Here is a 25,802-nt window from a genome sequence, read left to right on the forward strand (position 1 = left end):
AACAAATATAAAAAGAGGCACCCCCATGCACCCTGAATCCCTCACCGGGCAGGCTTCTTTAGTCACGCCTAGCAGAAAGCGCTTTTTCATCATGGTGCTGCTGTTCATCACCGTGGTCATCAACTACCTCGACCGTAGCAACCTGTCGATTGCCGCGCCCGCGCTGACCAGCGAGCTGGGGATCGATCCGGTGCAAGTCGGGCTGATTTTTTCTGCCTTCGGCTGGACCTACGCCGCCATGCAAATCCCGGGTGGCTGGCTGGTAGACCGGGTGCCGCCGCGCATTCTCTACACGGCCGCCCTGCTGCTGTGGTCGATTGCCACCGTGATGCTCGGTTTCGCCGCCAGCTTTATCGCGCTGTTCGTGCTGCGCATGGCCGTGGGCGCGTTGGAGGCGCCGGCCTATCCCATCAACAGCCGTGTGGTCACCACCTGGTTTCCCGAGCGCGAGCGCGCCACGGCTATCGGCGTCTATACCTCCGGGCAATTCGTCGGCCTGGCATTCCTCACTCCGGTACTGGCGTGGCTGCAGCACCAGTACGGCTGGCACATGGTGTTTGTGGTGACCGGTGGCGTCGGCATCCTGTGGGCCGCGATCTGGTACGCGGTGTACCGCGAGCCCAAAGATTTCAAAGGCGCCAACGAAGCCGAAATCCAACTGATCCGCGACGGTGGCGGGCTGGTGGACATGCAGGCTAAAACCGTCAAGGCACCCTTCAGCTGGACCGACCTCGGCATCGTGCTGAGCAAACGCAAGCTGTGGGGCATCTACCTGGGCCAGTTTTGCCTGAACTCCACGCTGTGGTTCTTCCTGACCTGGTTCCCGACGTACCTGGTGAAATATCGCGGCATGGACTTTATCCAGTCTGGCTTGCTGGCCTCCTTGCCGTTCCTGGCCGCGTTTGTGGGCGTGCTGTGTTCGGGGGTGTTTTCCGATTGGCTGATTCGGCGTGGGGCGTCAGTGGGCTTTGCGCGCAAGTTGCCGATCATCAGCGGGCTGCTGATTTCCACGGCGATCATCGGGGCCAACTACGTGGACTCGACGGGGTGGGTCATCGCGTTTCTGGCGGTGGCGTTTTTCGGCAATGGCCTGGCGTCGATCACCTGGTCGCTGGTGTCGACCTTGGCGCCTGCCCGTCTGTTGGGGCTGACCGGCGGGGTGTTCAACTTCATCGGCAACCTGGCGGCAATTGCCACGCCTATCGTGATTGGCTTTCTGGTCAGTGGCTCGTCATTTGCGCCGGCCATTACCTACATTGCGGTCCTGGCGCTGCTCGGCGCGCTTTCCTACATATTGCTGGTCGGCAAAGTCGAGCGGATCGAGCTGTAAAAAGGGCGACCTTCGGGTCGCCCTTTTTTCGTTCTACGGCACCGACATCTCGTTGCGAAATATATTGTGCGGGTCCCAGCGCTGCTTGGTACGGCGCAAGCGGCTTTCGATCATCAGATCGGGAAAGAAGATTTTGTACCACTGGGGGTTTTTGCCGTTGGCCGGATTACCGCCTGTGTAGGTCATGTCGAGGTCGGGGTAATTGATGTAGCAGCCTTCGAACGCATTGTTGAGCGGTACGCCTTGCGCATCGGCAAACGCATTGCCGTACAGCTCTCGGATCCAGTCGGCATGGGCTTGATCCGCGGCCGCGCTGTCGTCGTGCCAGTAACACTGGGGTTGCCACTTGAGGAAGGACGAACGCTGGGCGGCCGACGACTCCTTGCGCACGGGCGCGCTGGCGGCGTTGATCTGGCCGCCGAAGGACTGAATCTGGATCAGGCTTTGTGTCAGGTGGTTGTCAGGGTCCGGCCAGGTCAGGGTAGTCCAGATGGCCTGTAGCACTTGGGGGCTGAACTCACCTTTCTGATAGGCCGATTTATAGCGCCCACGCTGATTGTCTCCCGAACCATTCAATGTTTGCTGGCACACCAGCCAGTCCAGGCGCCGCGCCGCAGCCTGGGCGGATGAGACTGAGTCGATGGGGCGCCCGCCGGCTGTGCCGGGCGGCAAATGGACCACATGAAACGGCACCAGCGACTCGGTGGCAGGTAAGCCGATGGCCGTGAGCATCTTGTCGACAAAATCATCGAAGGGCGCACGGTCGTTCAGCTCACCCTCCTTGTCCACATAATGGATGCCCAAGGTGATATTGCCTGTGTGCTCGTGGCGCATTTCCAGTTTGGTCGCCAGGCCCCAGGTGTCCGGGTTGCTCTGATGACTGGCGAACCATCGCTGGTAAGCCACCAGCAGATTGTTAAGTGCATCCTGGGTCAGTACTGACCAATCCCATTCCAACACCAGCCACAGTACTTCTTTGGGGGCCGGTGGCAGGTCTTCGAAGTAATAGCTGGTGATAATGCCAAATTGCCCACCCCCCGCACCGCAGCACGCGGCGAACAGGTCCAATTCGTCCTGTTGCGTGCTGTCCCGGCTGACATGGCGCGGTTCGAGCCCTTTGCCTTGGCTGTCAGGCACCAAGATATCGACCCCGCTGAGCCAGTCACACACCAGTCCATACTTGCGCGACAGCAGCCCGTAGCCGCCACCACAAATATGCCCGCCCAGGCCCACTGAGTAACATGAGCCGCCGGGCAGGGTCTTGTTGGCCTGCTTGTACAACGCGCTATAGCTGTCCCAGACCTGGCTGCCGGCCTCTAGGCGAAAGCGGTAGCGAAAGGGCTGCGTCGGGCTCAGCTCTGAGCCGATTTGCCCGCTGGCGTCGTACACCACTCGGTTCAGCGCGCTGATATCCAGGATCGACAGCACCTCATTCGGGCTGTCGGGCATCTTGTTGGCGACAAACCCTTCGTAGCAATGACCGCCGCTGCGTACGGTGATGCGCCCATTGGGCAGGGCCAATGCCTGGGCGGCGGCGTCCATGATGTCTTGCGGGCTGCGGCACAGGTAAATCAGATTGGCGCCCTTGGTCGACGATTGGCCCTGCACGTTGCCCAAGGGCCAGCGCAGGTTGAAGCCTTTTTGTAGGGCTGAGTGACGACGGTCTGAAACCGTGACGAGATCAAATGCCATGATGTACTCCTTAAAGAGACAAGAATGACTTCTGATGCGGCTAACTTAACGACCGAGGGGCAAGGACTGCGGGGCTTGCGAAGGTGGTTAGACGGCAAAGGGCACGAAGTGCATTAAAAAAGGAGGTGGGCGACATGCCCACCTCCTTTGAAGCCTAGCGTATAAGCTGCGGTCGTTGCGCCGTGCAACTTACTTGCGTGCGTTGCGCACACCTTCCGACAGCGCTGCGCACAGGGTCAGCACGCCATCAATGGCTTGCTGGTCGTTCTTGGCCGTGGCGATGTGATCGATCAGCGCCGAACCCACTACCACCCCGTCCGCCAAGCGTGCGATGGCCGCTGCCTGGTCGGGTGTGCGGATACCAAAGCCGATGCTGATCGGCAGGTCGGTATGGCGGCGCAGACGGGCCACGGCTTCTTCGACGTGTTCCAGGGTGGCGGCACCCGCCCCGGTGACACCGGCGACCGACACGTAATACACAAACCCGGAGCTGCCATTGAGCACAGTAGGCAGGCGCACGTCATCGGTAGTCGGCGTGGTCAGGCGGATAAAGTCGATACCTGCGGCCTGGGCCGGGTCGCACAGCTCGCCGTTATGCTCGGGGGGCATGTCCACCACGATCAGGCCGTCGACGCCCGCTGCCTTGGCATCGGCAATGAACTGCGACACGCCGTATTTGTGGATCGGGTTGAAATAGCCCATCAACACCAGCGGCGTGTCGTCGTTGTCCTGGCGGAACTCGCGAACCATCTGCAGGGTTTTCAACAGGTTCTGCTTGGCGGCCAGTGCGCGGATATTGGCCAGCTGGATGGCCGGGCCATCGGCCATCGGGTCGGTGAAGGGCATGCCCAGCTCGATCACGTCGGCGCCGGCGGCCGGCAAGCCCTTGAGGATCGCCAGCGAGGTGTCATAGCCGGGGTCGCCAGCAGTGACGAAGGTCACCAGGGCGGCGCGATTTTGTTCTTTAAGTTGCGCAAAGCGGGTTTGCAGGCGGCTCATCAGTGTTTCTCCTGCTTGGACTGTTCCATATGGTGCATCACGGTCTGCATGTCTTTGTCGCCACGGCCCGAGAGGTTGACCACCATCAGGTGATCTTTGGGCAAGTTTGGCGCGCGCTTGAATACTTCAGCCAGGGCGTGGGCGCTTTCCAGTGCCGGAATGATCCCTTCCAGGCGGCAGCATTTGTGGAAGGCTTGCAGGGCCTCATCGTCAGTCACCGAGGTGTACTGGACGCGGCCGATGTCATGCAACCAGGCGTGTTCCGGGCCGATGCCGGGGTAGTCCAGGCCTGCGGAAATCGAGTGGGCGTCGATGATCTGGCCGTCGTCGTCCTGCAGCAGGAAGGTGCGGTTGCCGTGCAGCACGCCCGGTACGCCGCCGTTGAGGCTGGCAGCGTGCTTGCCGGTTTCGATGCCATGGCCTGCGGCTTCAACACCGATGATCTCGACGCTGGTGTCATCCAGGAATGGGTGGAACAGGCCCATGGCGTTGGAACCGCCGCCGATGCACGCCACCAGGCTGTCCGGCAGGCGGCCTTCCTGGGCCTGCAACTGGGTGCGGGTCTCCTTGCCGATCACGGCCTGGAAGTCGCGCACCATCGCCGGGTATGGGTGTGGCCCGGCCACGGTACCGATCAGGTAGAAGGTGCTGTCGACATTGGTTACCCAGTCGCGCAGGGCTTCGTTCATGGCGTCTTTGAGGGTGCCGGTGCCGGCGACCACGGGGATGACCTCGGCGCCCAGCAGCTTCATGCGGAACACGTTGGCCTGCTGGCGCTCGATGTCGGTGGTGCCCATGTAGATCACGCATTGCAGGCCAAAGCGCGCTGCCACGGTTGCGGTGGCCACGCCGTGCATGCCGGCGCCGGTCTCGGCGATGATGCGTTTCTTGCCCATGCGCCGGGCCAGCAGGATCTGGCCGATGCAGTTGTTGATCTTGTGCGCGCCGGTGTGGTTGAGCTCTTCGCGCTTGAGGTAGATCTTGGCGCCGCCGCAGAACTCGGTCAGGCGTTCGGCAAAATACAGCGGGCTTGGGCGCCCGACATAATCGCGCTGAAAGTAGGCCAATTCTTCGTTAAACGCCGGATCTACCTTCGCCGCTTCATATTCACGGGCCAGGTCGAGAATCAACGGCATCAGGGTTTCAGCGACGTAGCGGCCGCCGAACGCACCAAACAGGCCGTTGGCGTCAGGGCCGTTGCGTAGATCGGTCTGGGACTGAGTCATGGGACGCTCCAGGAAAAATGTGTTTAAAGGCAATGACGGTCACTCTACTCGTGACGCTCTGGCCTGAAAACCGATAAGATCGCCGCAACCTGTCAGGAAAACTCACAGATGAGCCGCGACCTTCCTCCCCTCAACGCCCTGCGCGCTTTTGAAGCCACCGCTCGCCTTAACAGCGTCAGCCAGGCTGCGGAGCTATTGTACGTGACCCATGGTGCGGTCAGCCGCCAGTTGAAAGTGCTGGAGGAGCACTTGGGCGTGAGCCTGTTCATCAAGGATGGGCGCGGCCTTAAACTCACAGATGCCGGCGTCAGGCTACGAGATGCCAGCAGCGAGGCTTTCGAGCGGTTGCGCGACGTGTGCGCCGAACTCACCCAACGCGGCGCTGACGCGCCCTTCGTTCTTGGTTGTTCAGGCAGCTTGCTGGCGCGTTGGTTTATCCCTCGGCTGGGGCGGTTGAATGTTGACTTGCCGGATTTACGCTTGCACCTGTCGGCAGGCGAAGGCGATCTGGACCCGCGCCGCCCGGGGCTGGATGCCTTGCTGGTATTCGCTGAGCCGCCGTGGCCGGCGGATATGCAGGTGTATGAGCTGGCCAGCGAGCGCATCGGCCCGGTCTTGAGCCCCCGCTTCGCCGGTTTTGAACAACTGCGTCAGGCCCCAGCGTCGGATCTGCTGGAGCAACCCTTGCTTCACACCACCTCACGTCCGCAAGCCTGGCCCAGTTGGGCACGGCAACACGGCCTAGAGCCCGGCGCGCTGAAACTCGGCCAGGGGTTTGAGCATTTGTATTATCTGCTGGAAGCGGCGGTTGCCGGCTTGGGAGTGGCAATTGCGCCAGAACCGCTGGTGGCAGAGGACCTGCGAGCGGGTCGCCTGGTGGCGCCTTGGGGGTTCAGTGAAACCCCGGCGCACCTGGCGTTGTGGCTACCCAAGCGCGCCGCAGACGGGCGCGCCGGGCAGTTGGCGCAATGGCTCAAGGCTGAGCTGTTGCGTCAACCGATGTAACCGGTCAATCAGTCACCGCGTTTGCACAGCAGATAAGCCGCCAGCAGGCCCAGCGCGCCAACGGCGACACCGGCGGTCGTCCAGGGGTGCTCTTGTGCGTAGTCACGGGTGGCAGCGCTGGTTTCGCGGATTTTGACTTTGCTTTCTTCGTAGGCGTCGCTGATCAGGTGGCGAGAGTGCTTGAGGGCGTTCTCTGCATTGCTTTTCAAGGCCTTCAGCGTTTTGCGCGACTCATCGGACGCGTCGTCCTTGAGGCTCTCCAGCGATTTGAGCAGGCTCGAAATCTCGGCTTCCATGCTTTCCAGCGACGCTTTGCGTAAAGAAGTGTTGGCCATGTGGACATCTCCTGAAGTGATTGAGTGGCGTGTGTAGATACCGACTGCGCCGCTTTCAGAAAGTGCAGTAATTCTGAACTTTCGCCTCCCAACGGTCGCCTGAAGCAGTACGCACATTCGCTGCTAGTCTTGATTGACGACCTAAAGGAGAAACGCCATGAGTGATCATCACACGTACAAAAAAGTCGAACTGGTAGGCTCTTCCACCACCAGCATCGAAGACGCGATCAACAATGCCCTGGCTGAAGCCAACAAAAGCATCAAGCATCTGGAGTGGTTTGAGGTGACCGAAACCCGTGGTCACATCAAGGATGGCAAGGCTGCGCACTTCCAGGTCACGCTCAAAGTGGGATTCCGCATTGCCAGTAGTTGATCGGCAGAGTTGAACTTTGCCCGCTGGCCGATTGCCATAACCTGCGCTACAAACAACGGGTGCCGACGCGATGAGCGTCGGCACGCTCTTTTTGATCAGCGCAAGGAAAGTAACGGATGAAGAAGTTTCTGTTAGCGGTAGGGTTGTTGAGCATTGCGGGTACCGCTATGGCGGCGGGCAAGCCTTGTGAAGAGCTGAAAAGCGAAATCGCAGCGAAAATCGACGCCAACGGCGCTTCGGGGTATTCGCTGGAAGTGGTGGACAAAGGTGCTACGCCAAGTGACCAGAAAGTAGTTGGCACCTGCGAAGGTGGCACCAAGGAAATTGCCTACAAGCGCGGCTAACCTCGTGCTGTATAAGCGACGCACCTGTGGCGAGGGAGCTTGCTCCCGCTGGAGTGCGCAGCGCTCCCATTTTTTGGGGCCGCTACGCAGCCCAGCGGGAGCAAGCTCCCTCGCCACAGGTATATCGTTTGACCATTCAGCCCTTCATTACTTGTGCAAGCAGCTCGTAGGAATGAATCCGGTCGGCGTGCTCATACAGGTCACTGGTAAAAATCAGCTCATCGGCACCGGTCTGCTCGATCAACACCTCCAACTTGCCGCGAATCTTCGCCGGGCTGCCCACCATGGCCAAGCCGAGGAAGCTACCGACCGCATCTTTTTCATGGGGCAACCACAGGCCGTCCATGGTTTTTACTGGAGGGCGCTGCACCAGGCTCTGGCCGCGCATCAACGCGAGAATACGCTGGTACACCGAGGTGGCCAGGTAATCGGCCTGCTCATCGGTGTCGGCCGCCACCAGCGGAATGCCGAGCATCACGTAGGGCTTGTCCAGCACCGCCGAAGGCTTGAAGTGATTGCGATACACGCGAATTGCCTCATGCATCAAGCGCGGTGCGAAATGGGAGGCGAAGGCGTAAGGCAAGCCACGCTCACCGGCCAATTGTGCGCTGAACAGGCTTGAACCCAGCAGCCACACCGGCACATTGGTGCCGGTGCCCGGTACCGCGATAACCCGTTGGTCGGGCGTACGCGGGCCGAGGTAGGCCATCAGCTCCGCCACATCTTCGGGGAAGTCATCGGCACTGCCGGAGCGTTCACGGCGCAGGGCGCGGGCGGTCATCTGGTCGGAACCGGGCGCGCGCCCCAGGCCCAGGTCAATACGACCGGGGTAGAGGCTTTCCAGCGTACCGAACTGCTCGGCGATCACCAGTGGCGCGTGGTTTGGCAACATCACCCCGCCAGACCCCACGCGAATGGTCGAGGTGCCGCCTGCCAGGTAACCGAGCAGTACCGAGGTGGCCGAACTGGCGATGCCGTCCATATTGTGGTGCTCAGCTACCCAAAAACGGTGGTAGCCGAACTTCTCCACATGCTGGGCCAGGTCCAGGGAATTGCGCAGCGACTGCGCCGGGCTGCCGTTGGCGCGTACGGGCACCAGGTCGAGGGTCGAGAACTTTACGTCGGACAGCGATTTCATAAGCCTGCTTCTCCAATGGGGGCGCAGGCTTTCTAGACGAACCAAAACCTGCCGCTTCATGTGCATGCTCTATGCAATGAGGGCATATACCCGAGATTCAATAGGTAGCTCTGAAATTTCCTACTAGATTGCTAGGTTTCTCTTACGAATGAACTTTGTTTTGACGTCTATCCTCAGAACGCTTACCGACGCAAAACCACCGTTCGAGGAGAAAGCTATGAGTATCGTTAAAAAGGCATCCGCGCATTGGGAAGGCGACCTGAAGACTGGCCTGGGCTCCATTTCCACCGAAACCGGCGTGCTGCGCGAAGCGCCCTACGGCTTCAAGGCCCGCTTCGAGGGCGGCAAGGGTACCAACCCTGAAGAATTGATCGGCGCGGCTCACGCCGGCTGTTTCTCCATGGCGTTTTCCATGATTCTCGGCGACGCCGGGCTCAAGGCTGAAAGCATCGACACCCAGGCCGAAGTGACTCTGGACCAGGTCGAGGGCGGCTTTGCGATTACAGCAGTGCACCTGATCCTGAAGGCCAAAATCCCAGGCGCGAGCCAGGCACAGTTCGATGAACTGAGCAAAAAAGCCAAGGAAGGGTGCCCGGTGTCCAAGGTGCTGAATGCGACCATCACCTTGGATGCCACGCTGGTCAACTGACACAGCAGTCATCTTATGTGGGAGCGGGCTTGCTCGCGAATGCGGTGGATCAGCCGATATCTTCGGTGACTGATACTCCGTATTCGCGAGCGAGCCCGCTCCCACATTTTTAGTCCTGCGTAAAATCAGAACTCGTGTTTGTAAAATGTGGTCGAATAGCCCATGCAGCCTAGGCGCACACTCGTGCGCAGCGCATTCAGGGAGCTCCACACATGAAACGTTTTGCCTTGGCAATCATCTGCGGTGTATTGGCCACTTCGGCCGTGGCCGCGCCAAAAGATTGTGAAGAGCTCAGGAAAGAAATCGAAGTGAAGATCCAGGCCAAGGCGATTCCGTCCTACACCCTGGAAATCATCACCGCCGAAGAAGCCAAGAACCATGACGAAGCCATGATTGTCGGCTCATGCGAAAACGGCACCAAGCGCATCATCTATCAAAAGAACAACGACTGACTCAGATGCAGTTCACGCTGCGCTCTTCGGCCAATAGTTGGCGGGTTGAGTCGTACAGCCGGATGTTGGGCGTGAACGCCAGTGAGCGCCCTTCCAACACATAGCGCTGGCCGGCCTGAAAGTTGTTGTACTGCAGCGTCATGAAGCAGGTGCGATACATCATCTGGCTGAGGCCACCCAGGCCGCCGCCAGCGGGCACTTCAAAGTCAAAGCGCACCATCAGCTCGTGAGGGCCGGGAGGCATTTGAAAAAAGCGCCCGTCGTCGAGGTTTTTCCCGTCCAGGCGCTGAGCCATTACCAACTTGGAACCCGGGGTGGGCGTGGTGAAATCGACCCAGGCCTGCTGCGGGTCCACGGGGGGGATGGGGGTCGAGGCGCAAGCGCTGAGGAATACAGCGGCGACGGGAAGCAAGAGCTGGCGCATGGCAGGTACTCAACACGAGAAGAGGCTTGAGTATAAACACGCCACGCCGTGGAAAAATCCCCGGCAAGCGCGATAGTCTGGCGAACCCATCACCCAGGAGCAGTCAGTGCATGATCAGGCGTTTTCTTCCAGGACTGATGGTTTTGCTGCTCAGCGGCTGCTCCAGTGTCAGTTATTACAGCCAGTTGGCGAGTGGCCAATGGCAACTGTTGCGGGCCCGGGAGCCGGTTGCCGAGGTCATCGCCGACCCTGCTCGCCCGCCACTGCTGCGCGAGCATCTGGCTCAATCGCAGAAAGCTCGAACCTTTGCCAGTGAACACCTGCATCTGCCGGACAATCAAAGTTACCGGCTCTATGCCGATATTGGCCGACCCTATGTGGTCTGGAATGTCTTCGCCACGCAGGAATTTTCTCTGTCACCCCAGAACCATTGCTTTCCCATCGCCGGTTGCGTCGCCTATCGCGGCTACTACAACCAAGGTGCGGCCCGGGGCGAGGCGGCGCTGTTGCGGCAACAGGGCATGGATGTGTCGATCGGCGGCGTGGAGGCCTACTCCACCCTGGGCTGGTTCAACGACCCGATCATGAGCTCGATGATGAGCTGGGGCGATGAGCGCCTTGCCACGCTGATCTTCCATGAGCTGGCCCACCAGCGCTTCTACGTGAAGGACGACACCGAGTTCAACGAGTCCTATGCCAGTTTTGTCGAGCAGGAGGGCACGCGCCAATGGCGTGCGGCGCGGGGCCTGGCGCCTGTCGGCGATGCGGCGTTGAAGCAACGCGATCAATTTATCCGGTTGATTCTCGATACCCGTAGACGCCTGGAGGCGTTGTACGCGCAGCCGTTGGCAGCGGACGCGATGCGCCGGGCCAAAGCGGCGCAATTCGAGCAGTTGCGTAGTGAATACCGGCACCTGCGTGATAGCCAATGGGGTGGTGACAAGCGTTATGACGCCTGGATTAACCAGCCGATGAATAACGCGCGGCTTTTGCCGTTTGGGTTGTATGACCAATGGGTGCCGGCGTTTGCGGCGTTGTTTGCGCGGGAAGGCGGGGATTGGGTGAGGTTTTATGCGGCGGTGGAGCGGTTGGGCGGGTTGCCGGTGGAGCAGCGTAAAGCGGCGTTGAGGCAGTTGGAGAGGGTTGGCCGTTAGGGCCTTATCGCAGGCAAGCCAGCTCCCACAGTTGACCGCATCCTCATGTTGAAAATCGGTCAACTGTGGGAGCTGGCTTGCCTGCGAAAGCGGTCTCAAGGACGCTGCAAAAACGCCTGATGCATCTGGTCCAACGTCTCGAAATGCCAGGTCGGTGCCTCGGCACTCAGCTCTTCAAAACTACCAAACCCATACCCCACGGCGGCCGAATCCAGCCCATTACTGCGTGCGCCGATCAGGTCATGCTTGCGATCACCGATCATCAAGGTGGTGGCCGGGTCCAACCGTTCCTCACGCATCAAATGCGCGATCAACTCGACCTTGTTGGTACGCGTGCCGTCCAGTTCGCTGCCGTAGATCACCTTGAAGTACTTGGCAAAGTCGAAATGCCGCGCAATCTCGCGGGCAAATTCCCACGGTTTGGAGGTGGCTACGTACAGCTGACGCCCTTGGCTGTTCAACTCTTCCAATAACGGCATGACGCCGTCGAACACGCGGTTTTCGTACAGGCCGGTGACCTTGAAGCGCTCACGGTAGAAATTCACCGCCTCCCATGCCTTGGCCTCGTCGAAGGCGTAAAACTGCATGAACGCCTGCAGCAAGGGCGGGCCGATGAAGTGTTCGAGTTTGGTCAGGTCGGGCTCCTCAATGCCCAGTTTGGCCAAGGCGTACTGGATCGAACGGGTAATGCCCTCGCGTGGGTCGGTGAGGGTGCCGTCCAGGTCGAACAGGACGGTGGGGTGATGCAGGGTCATTGATCGAATCCTTCAGCCAGGTGCAGGTCTTTGAGCTTCACGTAGTTCGCAGCGCTGTAGGTGAAAAAGGCGCGTTCTTTGTCAGTCAATGCGCGAACCTGTTTGACCGGGCTGCCCACATACAAAAAACCACTGTCGAGTTTCTTGCCTGGCGGCACCAGGCTGCCGGCGCCGATGATCACGTCGTCTTCGACCACGGCGCCATCCATCACGATACTGCCCATGCCGATCAGGATGCGGTTACCCACGGTGCAGCCATGCAGCATGACTTTGTGGGCGATGGTCACATCGTCGCCGATCAGCAACGGGAAACCCTCAGGATTGAACGGCCCCGCATGGGTAATGTGCAGCACGCAGCCGTCTTGCACGCTGGTGCGCGCACCGATGCGGATGCGATGCATGTCGCCACGGATCACTGTCAGCGGCCAAACCGAGCTGTCAGTGCCGATTTCGACATCGCCGATCACCACCGCCGAAATATCGACAAACGCCCCGGCGCCGAGGGTTGGCGTGTGGTTCTGATAGGTGCGAAGGGTCACGATAGCCTCTCTCTCTTCTGCTGATAGCTGCGGTGGGTGTTGATTGTAATTAAGATGGCCCCATCTTTGTTCTACATGTTTCTTCAGCCAAGGTGCCCACCGTGAGCGCGAACAACCCTCTTTTGCAGTCCTACGACCTGCCGCCGTTCTCGGCGATCCGTGCCGAGCACGTGCAGCCGGCCATCGAACAGATCCTCGCCGACAACCGCGTGGCAATCGCAGAGATCCTGCAAAGCCAGGGTAAAAATCCGACGTGGGCAGGCCTGGTCCTGGCCATGGATGAACTCAATGATCGCCTTGGCGCGGCCTGGAGCCCGGTCAGCCACCTCAATGCCGTGTGCAACAGCGCCGAACTGCGCGAAGCCTACGAGGCGTGCCTGCCGGCATTGAGCGCCTACTCCACCGAAATGGGCCAGAACCGTGAGCTGTTCCAGGCCTTCGAAGCCCTGGCCAACAGCCCGGAAGCTGCCGGTTTCGATGTGGCGCAAAAAACCATTCTGGAACACTCCCTGCGTGACTTCCGCCTGTCGGGTATTGATTTGCCGCCGGAGCAGCAAAAACGCTACGCCGAGGTGCAGAGCAAGCTGTCCGAGTTGGGCAGCAAATTCTCCAACCAGTTGCTGGACGCCACCCAGGCCTGGACCAAGCACGTCACTGATGAGGCGATACTTGCCGGCCTGACCGATTCGGCCAAGGCGCAAATGGCTGCCGCCGCCCAGGCCAAGGGCCTCGACGGCTGGCTGATCACGTTGGAATTCCCCAGCTACTACGCCGTCATGACCTACGCCCAGGACCGCGCCCTGCGTGAAGAGGTTTATGCCGCCTACTGCACCCGTGCGTCGGACCAGGGCCCGAATGCCGGTCAGAACGATAACGGCCATGTGATGGAGCAGATCCTCGACCTGCGTCAGGAACTGGCCCAATTGTTGGGTTATGCGTCGTTCTCCGAGCTGAGCCTGGCCACCAAGATGGCCGAATCCAGCGACCAGGTGCTGAGCTTCCTGCGCGACCTGGCCAAGCGCAGCAAGCCGTTCGCCGCCCAGGACCTGCAGCAACTCAAGGCCTACGCCGCCGAGCAAGGCTGCGCTGATCTGCAGAGCTGGGACAGCGGTTTCTACGGCGAAAAACTGCGTGAGCAGCGCTACAGCGTGTCCCAGGAAGCGCTGCGCGCCTACTTCCCCATCGACAAAGTGCTGGGCGGCCTGTTTGCCATTGTGCAGCGCCTGTACGGCATCGAGATCGCTGAGCTTAAAGGCTTCGACACCTGGCACCCGGATGTGCGCTTATTCGAGATCAAGGAGAACGGCGAGCACGTCGGACGCTTCTTCTTCGACCTGTATGCCCGCGCCAACAAGCGTGGCGGTGCCTGGATGGATGGTGCCCGTGACCGCCGCCGTACCCTTGATGGCGTGCTGCAAAGCCCCGTCGCCAACCTGGTGTGCAACTTCACCCCGGCCGACAGTGGCAAGCCTGCCCTGCTGACCCACGATGAAGTCACCACCCTGTTCCACGAATTCGGCCACGGCCTGCATCACCTGCTCACCCGCGTGGAGCACGCCGGCGTATCCGGTATCAACGGTGTGGCGTGGGACGCGGTGGAACTGCCGAGCCAATTCATGGAGAACTGGTGCTGGGAGCCTGAAGGCCTGGCGCTGATCTCCGGCCACTACGAAACCGGCGAGCCCCTGCCCCAGGACCTGCTGGAAAAAATGCTCGCGGCGAAAAATTTCCAGTCCGGCCTGATGATGGTGCGTCAGCTGGAGTTCTCGCTGTTCGACTTTGAACTGCACGCCACCCATGGCGATGGTCGCAGCGTGGCCCAGGTACTTGAAGGCGTGCGCGATGAAGTCTCGGTCATGCGCCCACCGGCCTACAACCGCTTCCCCAACAGCTTCGCTCACATCTTCGCCGGCGGTTATGCGGCGGGTTACTACAGCTACAAATGGGCGGAAGTGCTGTCGGCGGACGCGTTCTCCAAGTTTGAGGAAGACGGCGTGCTCAACGCCCAGACCGGGCGTGCCTTCCGTGAAGCCATCCTGGCCCGTGGCGGCTCCCAGGCGCCGATGGTGCTGTTCGTCGATTTCCGCGGACGCGCGCCGTCGATTGACGCACTCTTGCGCCACAGCGGCTTGAGTGAGGACGCGGCAGCATGAGTGAAGGGCCTGTGATTACCAAAAAGCAATTTATCGCCGGGGCGGTCTGCCCGGCGTGCAGCGAGCCGGACAAGTTGAAGATGTGGACCGAAGACAGCGTACCGCACCGCGAATGCGTGGCCTGCGGGTATACCGATACGCTGAATGATCAAGGCCTGTCGGTGCCCAAGGAATTGGGCACTAGGGTCAATACCACCGCGTTGAAAGCGCCGGCCGATCCTAAGGTGCAGGCAGTGCAGTTCTTCCCGAACCCGAAGCTGAAAAAAGACTAAGCCGGCACTCACTGTAGGAGCGAGCTTGCTCGCGAAGAACTCAACAGCGCGGCGTTTATCCAGGAAAACGCGCGTTATCGTTAACCTTCGCGAGCAAGCTCGCTCCTACAATTTTTTTTCTTCCTTACCCGTTGTGGTGATCCAGCCTTTCATTGAGCACAACGCAAAGGCGCTGGTGCTGCAATCCCCATTCGCCAAAGCTGTGCGCAACTTGTCGACATCGGCTTTCATCATGTAGCGAACGCCATCCTTGAAACCATTGCTGCTGCCAAAGCCGCCCAAGGTCATTTCGTTCAGCGCGTCCTCCTTGCTCCACCCTTGAACCACCACCCGATACATCGCTGCCATCAGGCCGGTGCGGTCGGCGCCGTGCTTGCAATGCATCAACACCGGGCCATCGGCCTCTGCTGCCTGAATCGCTCTGATTGCCGCCAGCACGTCGGCATCGTCGACGTGGTTGGTTCGATAGCTCAACTGCACCTGTTTGATATCAGAGGATTGGAGCCACTGCGTATCAGATTCTGGCAAGAAGTTGATGACCGTAACGATCTTGAGTTTTTGCAATAACGGCAGCGCATGTCCATCCGGCAATGCGCTGCGATAGAGCGTGGGTGTCATCTGGTGCAGGTTGTATTGGTTACCCACCGGCTGGGCCCACTCCGGCGAGCGGATCGACGCAGCCTCATCGGCTTGTACGGTGCTGAACAGGCTCATGAGCGCCAGGCCGAGAACGAGGAGTAAGCGTGTGTTGAACATGAACGTCGTGACCGAGCTAGGAAGTGGCTGATGGGCCGCAGATTCACTCAAAGCGGGTCAATACGGCGTGAGGTCCGTGTCAAAGAATCGTGATGCTTGCGATCTGATCCGGTGTTTTTGTCACCGAATCGACGCCTCTGAATTCTTAGCCTGCTATCATTTGTAACTAATGTTTGCCATTGTGCCGTGTCTGCTTGGATCCAATTAGCGGCAAAGCCTTCACGCTGCTCCCAGAAGCGGCGGATAAACCCGTGACCACATGATGAGGTGTACCTATGTCTGATCAAGATCAAGACAACCCCCGGCGTGACTTTTTACGCAAATCCTTGACCTTGATCCCGGTGGTCACGGTTGCCAGCACCGGCCTTGGCGGTTCGATGTTAATGGCCACTCCGGAACCGGCCCAGGCCGAGCCGGCCAAACCCGCGGTCAGCGACAAAGCCTACGAGCCAAGTTATTTCACGGCCGAGGAATGGGCGTTTATCAACGCCGCCGTCGAGCGCTTGATTCCCGCTGACGCCCAAGGCCCAGGTGCCCTGGAAGCTGGCGCGCCGGAATACATCGACCGCCAGATGAACACCCCTTACGCCAGTGGCGCCCTGTGGTTCATGCAAGGCCCGTTCAACGCTGATGCGGCGCCGGAGATGGGCTGGCAAAGTAAATTGGTACCCAAGGAGATCTATCGCCTCGGCATTGCTTCTACGGATGCGTGGTCGAAAGCGTTCAACGGTAAGGCTTTTGCTGCGCAAGACAGCGCTACCCGAGACGATATGCTGCGACGCCTGGAGGCTGGCGGCAGTGAAGTCGCTGCGCACTTCGACGCGGTGCCGCCCAAGATGTTCTTCAACCTTTTGCTGCAAAACACCAAGGAAGGCTTCTTCTGCGACCCTATCCACGGCGGTAATAAAGGCATGGTCGGCTGGACCATGATCGGCTTTCCCGGCGCCCGCGCCGATTTCATGGATTGGGTGGAACGCAACGAGCAATACCCCTTCCCGGCTGTTTCCATTCGCGGCGAGAGGGCGTAAACGTGGCGACCATCATGAAGAAAGTGGATGCAGTGATTGTGGGCTTCGGCTGGACGGGCGCGATCATGGCCAAAGAGCTGACAGAAGCGGGCCTCAACGTGGTAGCGCTGGAGCGCGGCCCGATGCAGGACACTTATCCAGACGGCAACTATCCCCAGGTCATCGACGAATTGACCTACAGCGTGCGTAAGAAGCTGTTCCAGGACATCTCCAAAGAAACGGTGACCATTCGCCACAGCGTGAATGACGTCGCCCTGCCCAATCGTCAGTTGGGCGCGTTCTTGCCGGGCAATGGCGTTGGTGGTGCGGGGCTGCACTGGTCGGGCGTGCATTTTCGCGTTGATCCAATTGAGCTGCGCATGCGCAGCCATTACGAAGAGCGCTACGGGAAGAACTTCATTCCCAAGGACATGACCATCCAGGACTTCGGCGTCAGCTACGAAGAGCTGGAGCCGTTTTTCGACTATGCGGAAAAAGTCTTTGGCACCTCCGGGCAAGCCTGGACGGTCAAGGGCCAACTGGTCGGTGAAGGCCGTGGCGGCAACCCCTACGCGCCGGATCGCTCCAACCCGTTCCCGCTGGAGGCGCAGAAAAATACTGTCTCCGCCCAGCTGTTTCAGAAAGCGGCGACCGACGTAGGTTACAAACCTTACAACCTGCCTTCGGCCAATACGTCGGGGCCGTACACCAACCCCTACGGTGCGCAGATGGGCCCGTGCAACTTCTGCGGGTTTTGCAGTGGCTACGTGTGCTACATGTACTCCAAGGCTTCGCCGAACGTGAACATCCTGCCGGCCTTGCGCCAGGTGCCCAACTTCGAGCTGCGGCCCAATTCCCACGTGCTCAAGGTCAACCTCGACAGCACCAAGAAGAAAGCCACCGGCGTGACCTACATCGACGCCCAGGGCCGCGAGTGTGAACAACCGGCTGACCTGGTGATTCTTGGCGCCTTCCAGTTCCATAACGTGCGCCTGATGCTGCTGTCCGGCATCGGCAGACCCTACGACCCGATTACCAACGAGGGTGTGGTAGGCCGCAACTTCGCCTACCAGAACATGGGCACCATCAAGGCGTTCTTCGACAAGGACACCCACACCAACAACTTTATCGGCGCGGGCGGCAATGGCGTGGCCATCGACGACTTCAACGCCGACAACTTTGACCATGGCCCCCACGGCTTCGTGGGTGGTTCGCCGATGTGGGTCAACCAGGCGGGCAGCCGGCCGATTGCCGGTACGTCCAACCCGCCGGGCACGCCGGCGTGGGGCAGTGCCTGGAAGCGCGCCACCGCCGATTACTACACCCATCAAGTCTCAATGGATTCCCACGGTGCCCATCAGTCCTACCGGAGCAACTACCTGGATCTGGACCCGGTTTACCGCGATGCCTACGGCCTGCCGCTGCTGCGCATGACCTTCGACTGGCAAGAAAACGACATCAAGATGAACCGCTTCATGATGGAAAAAATGGGCAAAGTGGCCCAGGCCATGAACCCCAAGGCCATCGCCGTGCTGGGTAAAAAGGTCGGTGAGCATTTCAATACCGCCTCCTACCAGACCACCCACCTCAACGGTGGCGCGATCATGGGCACCGACCCGAAAACCAGTGCGTTGAACCGCTACTTGCAGAGCTGGGATGTACACAACGTCTTTGTCCCTGGTGCTTCCGCTTTCCCACAAGGCTTGGGCTACAACCCTACCGGCCTGGTGGCAGCGTTGGCCTATTGGTCGGCACGAGCGATTCGCGAGCAGTACCTCAAAAACCCCGGCCCGCTGGTTCAGGCATAAGGAGCGATGACCATGAAAGCACTCGTTATCGCCTCCCTGGCGCTGTTCAGCAGCTGCTCGATCAGCGCCGCCGAAACCGATCTGATCAAGCAGGGTGAATACCTGGCGCGCGCCGGCGACTGCGTCGCCTGCCACACCGCCAAGGGTGGCAAGCCCTTCGCTGGCGGCCTGCCAATGGAAACGCCTATTGGCGTGATCTACTCCACCAACATCACCCCGGACAAGACCGGCCTGGGCGACTACAGCTTCGAGGATTTCGACAAGGCCGTGCGCCATGGCGTCGCCAAGAACGGTAGTACGCTTTACCCGGCAATGCCCTACCCGTCTTACGCACGTGTCAGCGACAGCGATATGCAAGCGCTGTATGCGTACTTCATGAAGGGGGTCGAACCGGTTGCCCAGGAAAACAAGGACAGCGATATTCCCTGGCCCTTGAGCATGCGTTGGCCGTTGGCGGCCTGGCGCTGGATGTTTACCCCGGCAGTCGAGGCGCATCAGCCGCAAGCCGCTGCCGACCCGGTGATCGATCGCGGTGCCTACCTGGTGGAAGGTCTCGGACATTGCGGCGCCTGCCATACGCCGCGTGCCCTGACCATGCAGGAAAAAGCCCTGAGTGCCACGGACGGCAGCGCCTTCCTTTCTGGCAGTGCGCCGTTGGAAGGCTGGATTGCCAAAAGCCTGCGCGGCGACCACAAGGACGGCCTCGGCAGCTGGAGCGAAGAGCAACTGGTGCAGTTTCTCAAGACCGGCCGCAGTGACCGCAGTGCGGTGTTCGGCGGTATGAGCGATGTTGTCGTCCATAGCATGCAGTACATGTCGGAAGATGACCTGACCGCTATCGCGCGATACCTCAAGAGCCTGCCGGCAGTCGATCCGAAGGACCAGCCGCACCAGTACGACAAGCAGGTAGCCGAAGCGCTCTGGAAAGGTGATGACAGCAAGCCGGGCGCCTCGGTGTATATCGACAACTGCGCGGCCTGCCACCGTACCGACGGCCATGGCTATACGCGGGTATTCCCGGCGCTGGCGGGCAACCCGGTGTTGCAGACGGCAGATGCCACGTCGTTGATCAACATTGTGTTGAACGGCGGCACCTTGCCGGCCACCCATGCGGCGCCATCAACCTTCACTATGCCGGCGTTCGCCTGGCGTCTGTCGGACCAGGAAGTGGCGGATGTGGTCAGTTTTATCCGTGGCAGCTGGGGCAACCAGGGCGCGCCGGTCAAGGCGAGCGATGTGGCGGACCTGCGCAAAAACGATCTGCACACCACCTCGGGCGATGACCTGGGGCAGGTGACGCAAAAGCACTGATAAGTTCGCTGGCCGCCCAACGGCACTGGTCAGAAACCTCGCGCCTCGATACTGTATATAAAAACAGTATCGAGGCGTTTTCATGTCTACTGCGCTGCCGCCCCGTGGCCGGGGTACGGCCACCAATCTGCATAATCGCTTTGCACCCACCGTCAGCGTGGCCGAGGACGACGGTTGGTACCAGGAAGTGCCGCCGACCCAAGGCACCGAAGTGCGTATCGAAACGGCCAAGACCATCATCACCCGCAACAACTCGCCGGACTTGCCGTTTGATCGGTCGATCAACCCGTATCGTGGTTGTGAACATGGTTGCATCTACTGCTATGCGCGGCCCAGCCATGCCTATTGGGACATGTCGCCCGGGCTGGACTTTGAAACCAGATTGATTGCCAAGAGCAATGCGGCCGATGTGCTGGAACAGCAGCTGTCCAAGCCGGGCTACGTGTGTGCGCCGATCAACCTGGGCTCCAATACCGATCCGTACCAGCCAATCGAGCGCGAATACCGGATCACCCGGCAAACCCTTGAAGTACTGCTGCGCTACCGCCACCCAGTGACGATCATCACCAAGGGCTCGCTGATCCTGCGCGACCTCGACCTGCTGACCGAGTTGGCCCGCCAGCGCCTGGTGGGGGTGATGATCAGCCTCACCAGCCTGGACGACGAACTCAAGCGCATCCTGGAACCGCGCACGGCGGCCCCCAAGGCACGGCTGCGGGCGATTCGGGTAATGCGCGACGCAGGCATCCCGGTGGGCGTGCTTTGTTCGCCAATGATCCCGATGATCAACGACAGCGAGCTGGAGAGCCTGCTTACCGAAGCTCACGCGGCCGGCGCACAAAGCGCGGCGTATATGATGCTGCGCCTGCCGTTGGAGGTGGCGCCGTTGTTCGAGGAGTGGCTGGCGGCCCATTACCCCCAGCGAGCAACCCATGTGATGAGCCTGGTGCGTCAAGTACGCGGGGGTGAGGTGTATGACAGCCGGTTTGGCGTGCGTATGCGTGGTGAAGGGCCGTTTGCCGATTTGCTGGCGCAGCGTTTCAGCAAGGCGATCAAGCGTCTGGGGCTGAATCGGCGGGAAGGGTTCAACCTTGATTGCACGGCGTTTTGCCCACCGGGCAGGCAGATGGCTTTGTTGTAGACTGAGGGAGAGACGTGCACCTTTGCTGTAGGAATAGTCGCGTTTTGACATCACTGAAACCCGCGTTCTAGAGCGGTTCATTCAGTTTGAGTTAAGTTTCGACGTTTACCTTGTTCAGCGAGTGACTGATGAGTCGGCAGCCTGGCCGGTGCTTGTTTTACAACTATTTCATCGCCATGGCGTCGAACTGACCTGAACCCTCCCCTGCATTGATCAAGAGGATGAATCATGAGTGACAAGGATAAACAGCCGTTGGCTGCGTCGGCTTCAGCCCCTCAGGTGGCGGAATCCGCCGATGCAGCGCTGCAGCATATCGTTGACGGCTTTTTGCATTTCCATCACGACGTCTTCCCCCAGCAGGAAGAACTCTTCAAGAAACTCGCCACCGCCCAGAGCCCAAGGGCGATGTTCATCACCTGCGCCGACTCGCGCATCGTGCCCGAGCTGATCACCCAGAGCTCCCCAGGCGACCTGTTCGTGACCCGTAACGTCGGTAACGTGGTGCCGCCCTACGGCCAGATGAACGGCGGTGTTTCCACGGCTATCGAATACGCTGTGCTCGCCCTTGGCGTACAGCACATCATCGTGTGCGGGCATTCGGACTGCGGCGCCATGCGTGCCGTGCTCAACCCCGACAGTCTGGAAAAGATGCCGACGGTCAAGGCCTGGTTGCGTCACGCCGAGGTCGCCAAGACCATGGTCCATGACAACTGCGACTGCGCCAACGAAGGCGAGAGCATGGCGGTGCTGACCGAAGAAAACGTCATCGCCCAACTGCAACATTTGCGTACCCACCCTTCCGTGGCTTCGCGCATGGCCAATGGTCATTTGTTTATCCATGGTTGGATCTACAACATCGAGACCAGCGAAATTCGGGCCTACGATGCGGACAAAGCGGCGTTCCGACCGCTGAACGGCACCGAGCCGATCCCTTCAGCGACGCCTAAAGCGCGCTTCTAAAACACTTCCCTGCCGGGTAATGCGGTGGCTGCCATGGATGCAGCCAGGCTTTACCGCGCCCGGCGAATGCCTCGGGAGAGTCATCATGCGTGCTGCTCAATTGAAAGCTGTATTGCCACGGGAGCTGCTCGCCTCGGTGGTTGTTTTTCTGGTCGCCTTGCCACTGTGCATGGGCATCGCGATTGCGTCCGGCATGCCGCCGGCCAAGGGCCTGATCACTGGCATCATCGGCGGCCTGGTGGTGGGCTGGTTGGCCGGCTCGCCGCTGCAAGTCAGCGGCCCGGCGGCGGGTCTGGCGGTGCTGGTGTTCGAGCTGGTGCGCCAGCACGGCATGCTGATGCTGGGGCCGATCCTGTTGCTGGCCGGCTTCCTGCAATTGGTTGCCGGGCGTTTGCGCCTGGGCTGCTGGTTTCGCGTCACCGCGCCGGCGGTGGTCTACGGCATGTTGGCCGGGATTGGCGTGTTGATCGTGCTGTCGCAGGTTCATGTGATGCTCGACGGCGCGCCCAAGCCTTCAGGGCTGGATAACCTGGCCGGCTTCCCGGCAGCGCTGGCTGCAGCAATTCCTACCTTCGGCGGCGGGCTCGGCTGGCAGGCTGGCGTACTTGGTTTGTCGACGATGTTGGTGATGTACCTGTGGGACAAATTCCGCCCGCAACAACTGCGGTTTGTGCCTGGCGCGTTGCTTGGCGTGGGCCTGGCGACTGTTGCCAGCCTGGTGCTGGCGTTGCAGGTCAAGCGCGTGGAAGTCCCGGAAAACCTTGCGGACGCTATCGACTGGCTGCGCCCCAGCGACTTGCTGAACCTGGCGGATCCACAGTTGCTGATCGCGGCATTCGCCGTGGCGTTTATTGCCAGTGCCGAAACCCTGCTGTCTGCCGCAGCGGTGGACCGCATGCACAGTGGTCAACGTTCGGATTTCGATAAGGAATTGTCGGCCCAAGGGGTGGGCAACATGCTCTGCGGTCTGGTTGGCGCTTTGCCCATGACCGGCGTGATCGTGCGCAGCTCGGCTAACGTCCAGGCCGGGGCAACCACGCGTCTGTCGGCGATGTTCCATGGCCTATGGCTGTTGGGTTTCGTGCTCTTGCTGTCGAGCGTGCTGCAGAGCATTCCGGTCGCGAGCCTGGCGGGTGTGCTGGTGTACACCGGCATCAAGTTGGTAGACATCAAGGCGTTCAAGGCGCTGGGCCGCTATGGGCGGATGCCGATGTTCACCTATGCGGCCACGGCACTGGCAATCATCTTCACCGATTTGCTGACCGGTGTGCTGGTGGGGTTTGGGCTTACATTGGTGAAGCTGGCGTTCAAGGCGTCGCGCCTGAAAGTCAGCCTGATCGACCTGCCCCAGGAAGGTGAGATGGAGCTGCGTTTGACGGGGGCGGCGACCTTTCTGAAGGTGCCGGCGTTGACTCAAGTGTTGTCGGCGGTACCTGCGGGGACCACCCTCCATGTGCCGTTGAGCAACTTGAGTTACATCGACCACTCTTGCCTGGAGTTGCTGGAAGAATGGGGCCGGGCCAATGCGGCCAAGGGCTCGACGTTGGTGATCGAGGCTCGCGGTTTGAAGCGTCGGCTGGAAGGTCGGGTGAGAACGACAGTGGGGATCGGCTCAGCGCCTGCCTGAACACCCCCCCAAACTCTGGGTGTCACTGTTCTTTGTAGGAGCAAGCTTGCTCGCGAGAAACGCTAACGATAACGCGTGCTTGCTGAATAAACGCGGCGTCTGTGAGTTTTTCGCGAGCAAGCTCGCTCCTACAAAAAGCTTGTCCAGCTCCTCTGTTGGATCTGCGATTTATGCCGGCTGATCCAGCGACAGCTCAACCCCAAGCTGGCGCGACAGGCATGGCCAGCGCTTCCAGGACGCTTCGGTCTGCGGGCTCTTGAGCTGTTCGCGATAGGCCTCGACCGACTCCAGCGCAAAGCTTTCCTCGTTAAGCATCTCATCCACCGCCAGGTGCACGGCTTCATCCAATTGGTTGGCGAAGTCTTCACCGATCAGTTGATGGGCGATCACGTTGGCCACGGTGGTATCCGCTGGAATCAACGGCTGGCCAAAATGCTTGATATACAGATCGTTCACTTCTTCGACCAGGCGATGCGCCAGGTAGGCCTCATCCAGCAGGCCATCAAGGCCGTCGTGGCCGGCCAGAATCGCTGGCGGCTGCAGGAAGAAATGTTCAGCGATTTTCAGTACCGGTTTGATCTGGCTTTCAATCCCGGCCTCACGGGCCACGTCATTGGCGGCGTCGAGCAAATCAGGAACCAGGTCGATGTAAGCGGTCACAAAACGGGTCATGACCATGTTGCGATCACCGTCAGCCAGGGCGATGGACGAATGCAGGTGCGGCACTTGTTTTTTCAGCTGGCTGACGAGCTGGCCGGTGCTGGCTTCGTGTTGATGGGCACGGGAAATCTGCTCGCGCAATGCGGCGGTGTTCATGAGGGCTCCAGTGAAGCAGGCGTAGGAAAAGGGAGAAGATAAGGTAGTTCGTTTATACGAGCGCCTAAGACGCATTTGTCATAATTATTTCATGGTTATAGGCAGGGGTTATATCGAAATGCCATCGTTCGTCGGATAAACGATTCCGCTGCCTATTTTACGGGCTCCGTCTGTCTGTTTCTATTCATTTGCCCCCACACATTGCGGGGTTGCTACGGCTGTCTATACTCGGTTTTGTACGCAATTAGCTGATGACGCCCAACTGCATGACGCAGGCAAGGCTTGGCGGTTGTAAGCAGTATGGAAGCCGCTCCCTTCGCCGCAGGTGCAAACCGGCGGGATAACAAGAAACATAAAGGGGAACCCGCAATGACGCGACATCCACACGTTTGGATGGGCCTCCTGTTGTGGTCGGTATTCGGCCAGGCGCACGCCGCCTGGACTACGAATATGGCGCCAGGGGCTACTGAAGTCAGCCACGCTGTGTTTGACCTGCATATGACCATTTTCTGGATCTGTGTGGTGATCGGCATCGTCGTGTTTGGCGCGATGTTCTGGTCGATGATCCTGCACCGTCGGTCCACGGGCCAGGTAGCGGCCAAGTTCCACGAAAGCACTACCGTGGAAATCCTCTGGACCGTGGTGCCCTTGCTGATCCTGGTGGCCATGGCTATTCCGGCCACCAAGACCCTGATCAACATCTACGACAGCAGTGAGTCGGATATCGATATCCAGGTCACCGGCTATCAGTGGAAGTGGCACTACAAATACCTGGGTCAGGATGTGGAGTTCTTCAGCAACCTGGCCACCCCCGCCGAGCAGATCCATAACCAGGCCACCAAGGGTGAGCACTACCTGTTGGAAGTCGACCAGCCGCTGGTATTGCCGGTGGGCGCCAAGGTGCGCTTTCTGGTGACCGCTGCCGATGTGATCCACTCCTGGTGGGTGCCGGCCTTTGCGGTCAAGCGCGATGCTATCCCTGGCTTCGTCAACGAGGCCTGGACCCGCGTCGAGAAGCCCGGCATCTACCGTGGTCAGTGCGCCGAACTGTGTGGCAAGGACCATGGCTTCATGCCCATCGTGGTGGAGGTCAAGTCCAAGGCCGACTACGACACCTGGCTGGGCGAGCGTAAGGAGGAGGCCGCCAAGCTCAAGGAGTTGACCTCCAAGGAATGGACACTGGACGAACTGGTGGCACGTGGCGACAAGGTCTATCACACCACTTGCGTGGCCTGTCACCAGGCCGAGGGCCAAGGCTTGCCACCGATGTTCCCGGCGCTCAAGGGCTCGAAAATCGCCACCGGGCCGGCCAAAGACCATTTGAGCATCGTGTATCACGGCAAGCCCGGCACCGCGATGGCAGCCTTCGGCAAGCAGCTCTCTGAAGTGGATATCGCCGCTGTGGTGACCTATGAGCGTAACGCCTGGGGCAATAACAAAGGCGACATGGTCACGCCCAAAGACGTGCTGGCTCTGAAACAGGCCCAAAGCAAATGACGACTTTCATTGCCAATGCCCTGAATCGTCCCGCTCACT

The 25,802-nt window shown here is 60.0% G+C and carries 26 protein-coding genes; 16 read left to right on the forward strand and 10 right to left on the reverse strand.

Annotation, left to right across the window (positions count from 1 at the left end; genetic code table 11):
• The first annotated feature begins 25 nt into the window (after nt 1–25).
• Nucleotides 26–1,330 (forward strand): MFS transporter, encoded by a 1,305-nt coding sequence (locus tag HBO10_RS08810; RefSeq protein WP_034129206.1) that lies wholly within the window; start codon nt 26–28, stop codon nt 1,328–1,330.
• A 33-nt stretch (nt 1,331–1,363) separates the two neighbouring features.
• Here the strand turns inward: HBO10_RS08810 and HBO10_RS08815 are convergent, their stop codons facing one another.
• The 3 genes from HBO10_RS08815 to trpB all read right to left on the reverse strand — a co-directional run bounded on the left by HBO10_RS08815 (nt 1,364) and on the right by trpB (nt 5,247).
• On the reverse strand, nt 1,364–3,022 hold the full coding sequence (locus HBO10_RS08815) for a BBE domain-containing protein (protein ID WP_034129207.1): 1,659 nt from the start codon (nt 3,020–3,022) through the stop codon (nt 1,364–1,366).
• A 189-nt stretch (nt 3,023–3,211) separates the two neighbouring features.
• Nucleotides 3,212–4,021 carry a tryptophan synthase subunit alpha gene (trpA, locus tag HBO10_RS08820; protein ID WP_034129208.1) on the reverse strand — a complete coding sequence of 270 codons (810 nt, stop codon included), beginning with the start codon at nt 4,019–4,021 and terminating at the stop codon, nt 3,212–3,214.
• Nucleotides 4,021–5,247 carry a tryptophan synthase subunit beta gene (gene trpB / locus HBO10_RS08825; RefSeq protein ID WP_003187301.1) on the reverse strand — a complete coding sequence of 409 codons (1,227 nt, stop codon included), beginning with the start codon at nt 5,245–5,247 and terminating at the stop codon, nt 4,021–4,023. Before trpB ends, trpA begins: the two co-directional genes overlap by 1 nt.
• A 108-nt stretch (nt 5,248–5,355) precedes the next feature.
• Between trpB and HBO10_RS08830 the strand changes: the two genes are divergently transcribed.
• On the forward strand, nt 5,356–6,252 hold the full coding sequence (locus tag HBO10_RS08830) for a LysR family transcriptional regulator (protein ID WP_034129209.1): 897 nt from the start codon (nt 5,356–5,358) through the stop codon (nt 6,250–6,252).
• Between the two features lie 8 nt (nt 6,253–6,260).
• On the opposite strand, the gene HBO10_RS08835 is transcribed toward HBO10_RS08830, so the two are convergent.
• On the reverse strand, nt 6,261–6,587 hold the full coding sequence (locus HBO10_RS08835; protein ID WP_003187304.1) for a DUF883 family protein: 327 nt from the start codon (nt 6,585–6,587) through the stop codon (nt 6,261–6,263).
• Between the two features lie 157 nt (nt 6,588–6,744).
• Between HBO10_RS08835 and HBO10_RS08840 the strand changes: the two genes are divergently transcribed.
• Together HBO10_RS08840 and HBO10_RS08845 are read left to right on the forward strand one after the other, a co-directional pair.
• The gene (locus HBO10_RS08840) at nt 6,745–6,960 is read left to right on the forward strand and encodes a dodecin (RefSeq protein ID WP_005783406.1); all 216 of its coding nucleotides are present in this window, start codon (nt 6,745–6,747) and stop codon (nt 6,958–6,960) included.
• Between the two features lie 116 nt (nt 6,961–7,076).
• Nucleotides 7,077–7,304, forward strand: coding sequence for a DUF1161 domain-containing protein (locus tag HBO10_RS08845; protein ID WP_034129210.1), 228 nt, complete (start codon nt 7,077–7,079; stop codon nt 7,302–7,304).
• A gap of 136 nt (nt 7,305–7,440) precedes the next feature.
• Here HBO10_RS08845 and HBO10_RS08850 read toward each other — a convergent pair whose 3' ends face one another.
• Nucleotides 7,441–8,442 carry an LLM class flavin-dependent oxidoreductase gene (locus tag HBO10_RS08850; protein ID WP_034129211.1) on the reverse strand — a complete coding sequence of 334 codons (1,002 nt, stop codon included), beginning with the start codon at nt 8,440–8,442 and terminating at the stop codon, nt 7,441–7,443.
• A gap of 217 nt (nt 8,443–8,659) precedes the next feature.
• On the opposite strand from HBO10_RS08850, the gene HBO10_RS08855 reads away from it, so the two are divergent.
• Nucleotides 8,660–9,091, forward strand: coding sequence for an OsmC family protein (locus HBO10_RS08855; RefSeq protein WP_034129212.1), 432 nt, complete (start codon nt 8,660–8,662; stop codon nt 9,089–9,091).
• Between the two features lie 212 nt (nt 9,092–9,303).
• On the forward strand, nt 9,304–9,543 hold the full coding sequence (locus HBO10_RS08860) for a DUF1161 domain-containing protein (protein WP_003187312.1): 240 nt from the start codon (nt 9,304–9,306) through the stop codon (nt 9,541–9,543).
• A 1-nt stretch (nt 9,544) separates the two neighbouring features.
• On the opposite strand, the gene HBO10_RS08865 is transcribed toward HBO10_RS08860, so the two are convergent.
• Nucleotides 9,545–9,967: a hypothetical protein gene (locus HBO10_RS08865; protein ID WP_034129213.1), complete on the reverse strand. Its 423-nt coding sequence runs from the start codon at nt 9,965–9,967 to the stop codon at nt 9,545–9,547.
• A 110-nt stretch (nt 9,968–10,077) separates the two neighbouring features.
• On the opposite strand from HBO10_RS08865, the gene HBO10_RS08870 reads away from it, so the two are divergent.
• Nucleotides 10,078–11,121 (forward strand): aminopeptidase, encoded by a 1,044-nt coding sequence (locus HBO10_RS08870; protein WP_034129214.1) that lies wholly within the window; start codon nt 10,078–10,080, stop codon nt 11,119–11,121.
• A 95-nt stretch (nt 11,122–11,216) separates the two neighbouring features.
• Here the strand turns inward: HBO10_RS08870 and HBO10_RS08875 are convergent, their stop codons facing one another.
• Both HBO10_RS08875 and HBO10_RS08880 read right to left on the reverse strand, forming a co-directional pair.
• Nucleotides 11,217–11,876, reverse strand: coding sequence for an HAD family hydrolase (locus HBO10_RS08875; protein ID WP_169921964.1), 660 nt, complete (start codon nt 11,874–11,876; stop codon nt 11,217–11,219).
• Nucleotides 11,873–12,415: a gamma carbonic anhydrase family protein gene (locus HBO10_RS08880; RefSeq protein ID WP_034116625.1), complete on the reverse strand. Its 543-nt coding sequence runs from the start codon at nt 12,413–12,415 to the stop codon at nt 11,873–11,875. The genes HBO10_RS08875 and HBO10_RS08880 overlap by 4 nt, the downstream gene beginning before the upstream one ends.
• A 101-nt stretch (nt 12,416–12,516) precedes the next feature.
• Between HBO10_RS08880 and prlC the strand changes: the two genes are divergently transcribed.
• On the forward strand, nt 12,517–14,568 hold the full coding sequence (prlC, locus tag HBO10_RS08885) for an oligopeptidase A (RefSeq protein WP_034129216.1): 2,052 nt from the start codon (nt 12,517–12,519) through the stop codon (nt 14,566–14,568).
• On the forward strand, nt 14,565–14,840 hold the full coding sequence (locus tag HBO10_RS08890; RefSeq protein WP_020301415.1) for a YheV family putative zinc ribbon protein: 276 nt from the start codon (nt 14,565–14,567) through the stop codon (nt 14,838–14,840). The genes prlC and HBO10_RS08890 overlap by 4 nt, the downstream gene beginning before the upstream one ends.
• Nucleotides 14,841–14,945: 105 nt before the next feature.
• Here HBO10_RS08890 and HBO10_RS08895 read toward each other — a convergent pair whose 3' ends face one another.
• Nucleotides 14,946–15,596, reverse strand: a complete 651-nt coding sequence (locus tag HBO10_RS08895; RefSeq protein WP_034129217.1) for a dual specificity protein phosphatase family protein — start codon at nt 15,594–15,596, stop codon at nt 14,946–14,948.
• Nucleotides 15,597–15,871: 275 nt separating this feature from the next.
• On the opposite strand from HBO10_RS08895, the gene HBO10_RS08900 reads away from it, so the two are divergent.
• The 6 genes from HBO10_RS08900 to HBO10_RS08925 all read left to right on the forward strand — a co-directional run bounded on the left by HBO10_RS08900 (nt 15,872) and on the right by HBO10_RS08925 (nt 23,450).
• Entirely contained in the window at nt 15,872–16,624 is a 753-nt protein-coding gene (locus HBO10_RS08900) for a gluconate 2-dehydrogenase subunit 3 family protein (protein WP_034129218.1), read from the forward strand.
• A 2-nt stretch (nt 16,625–16,626) separates the two neighbouring features.
• Nucleotides 16,627–18,411, forward strand: coding sequence for a GMC family oxidoreductase (locus HBO10_RS08905; protein WP_034129219.1), 1,785 nt, complete (start codon nt 16,627–16,629; stop codon nt 18,409–18,411).
• A gap of 12 nt (nt 18,412–18,423) precedes the next feature.
• Entirely contained in the window at nt 18,424–19,722 is a 1,299-nt protein-coding gene (locus tag HBO10_RS08910) for a cytochrome c (protein WP_034129220.1), read from the forward strand.
• Nucleotides 19,723–19,804: 82 nt separating this feature from the next.
• Nucleotides 19,805–20,863: a PA0069 family radical SAM protein gene (locus tag HBO10_RS08915; protein WP_034129221.1), complete on the forward strand. Its 1,059-nt coding sequence runs from the start codon at nt 19,805–19,807 to the stop codon at nt 20,861–20,863.
• A 228-nt stretch (nt 20,864–21,091) separates the two neighbouring features.
• Entirely contained in the window at nt 21,092–21,823 is a 732-nt protein-coding gene (locus tag HBO10_RS08920; protein WP_003187331.1) for a carbonic anhydrase, read from the forward strand.
• Nucleotides 21,824–21,908: 85 nt separating this feature from the next.
• Nucleotides 21,909–23,450, forward strand: a complete 1,542-nt coding sequence (locus HBO10_RS08925) for a SulP family inorganic anion transporter (protein ID WP_034129222.1) — start codon at nt 21,909–21,911, stop codon at nt 23,448–23,450.
• A gap of 168 nt (nt 23,451–23,618) precedes the next feature.
• Here HBO10_RS08925 and HBO10_RS08930 read toward each other — a convergent pair whose 3' ends face one another.
• Nucleotides 23,619–24,266, reverse strand: coding sequence for a hypothetical protein (locus tag HBO10_RS08930; RefSeq protein WP_003187334.1), 648 nt, complete (start codon nt 24,264–24,266; stop codon nt 23,619–23,621).
• 369 nt (nt 24,267–24,635) lie between these two features.
• Here HBO10_RS08930 and coxB point away from each other — a divergent pair, with 369 nt between their 5' ends.
• A complete protein-coding gene (gene coxB / locus HBO10_RS08935) occupies nt 24,636–25,763 on the forward strand; it encodes a cytochrome c oxidase subunit II (protein WP_014716323.1) in 1,128 nt (375 codons plus the stop codon).
• Nucleotides 25,764–25,802: the final 39 nt, after the last annotated feature.

The sequence above is a fragment of the Pseudomonas sp. WS 5503 genome (assembly GCF_012985385.1).
In the GTDB taxonomy this organism is placed as follows: domain Bacteria; phylum Pseudomonadota; class Gammaproteobacteria; order Pseudomonadales; family Pseudomonadaceae; genus Aquipseudomonas; species Aquipseudomonas paracarnis.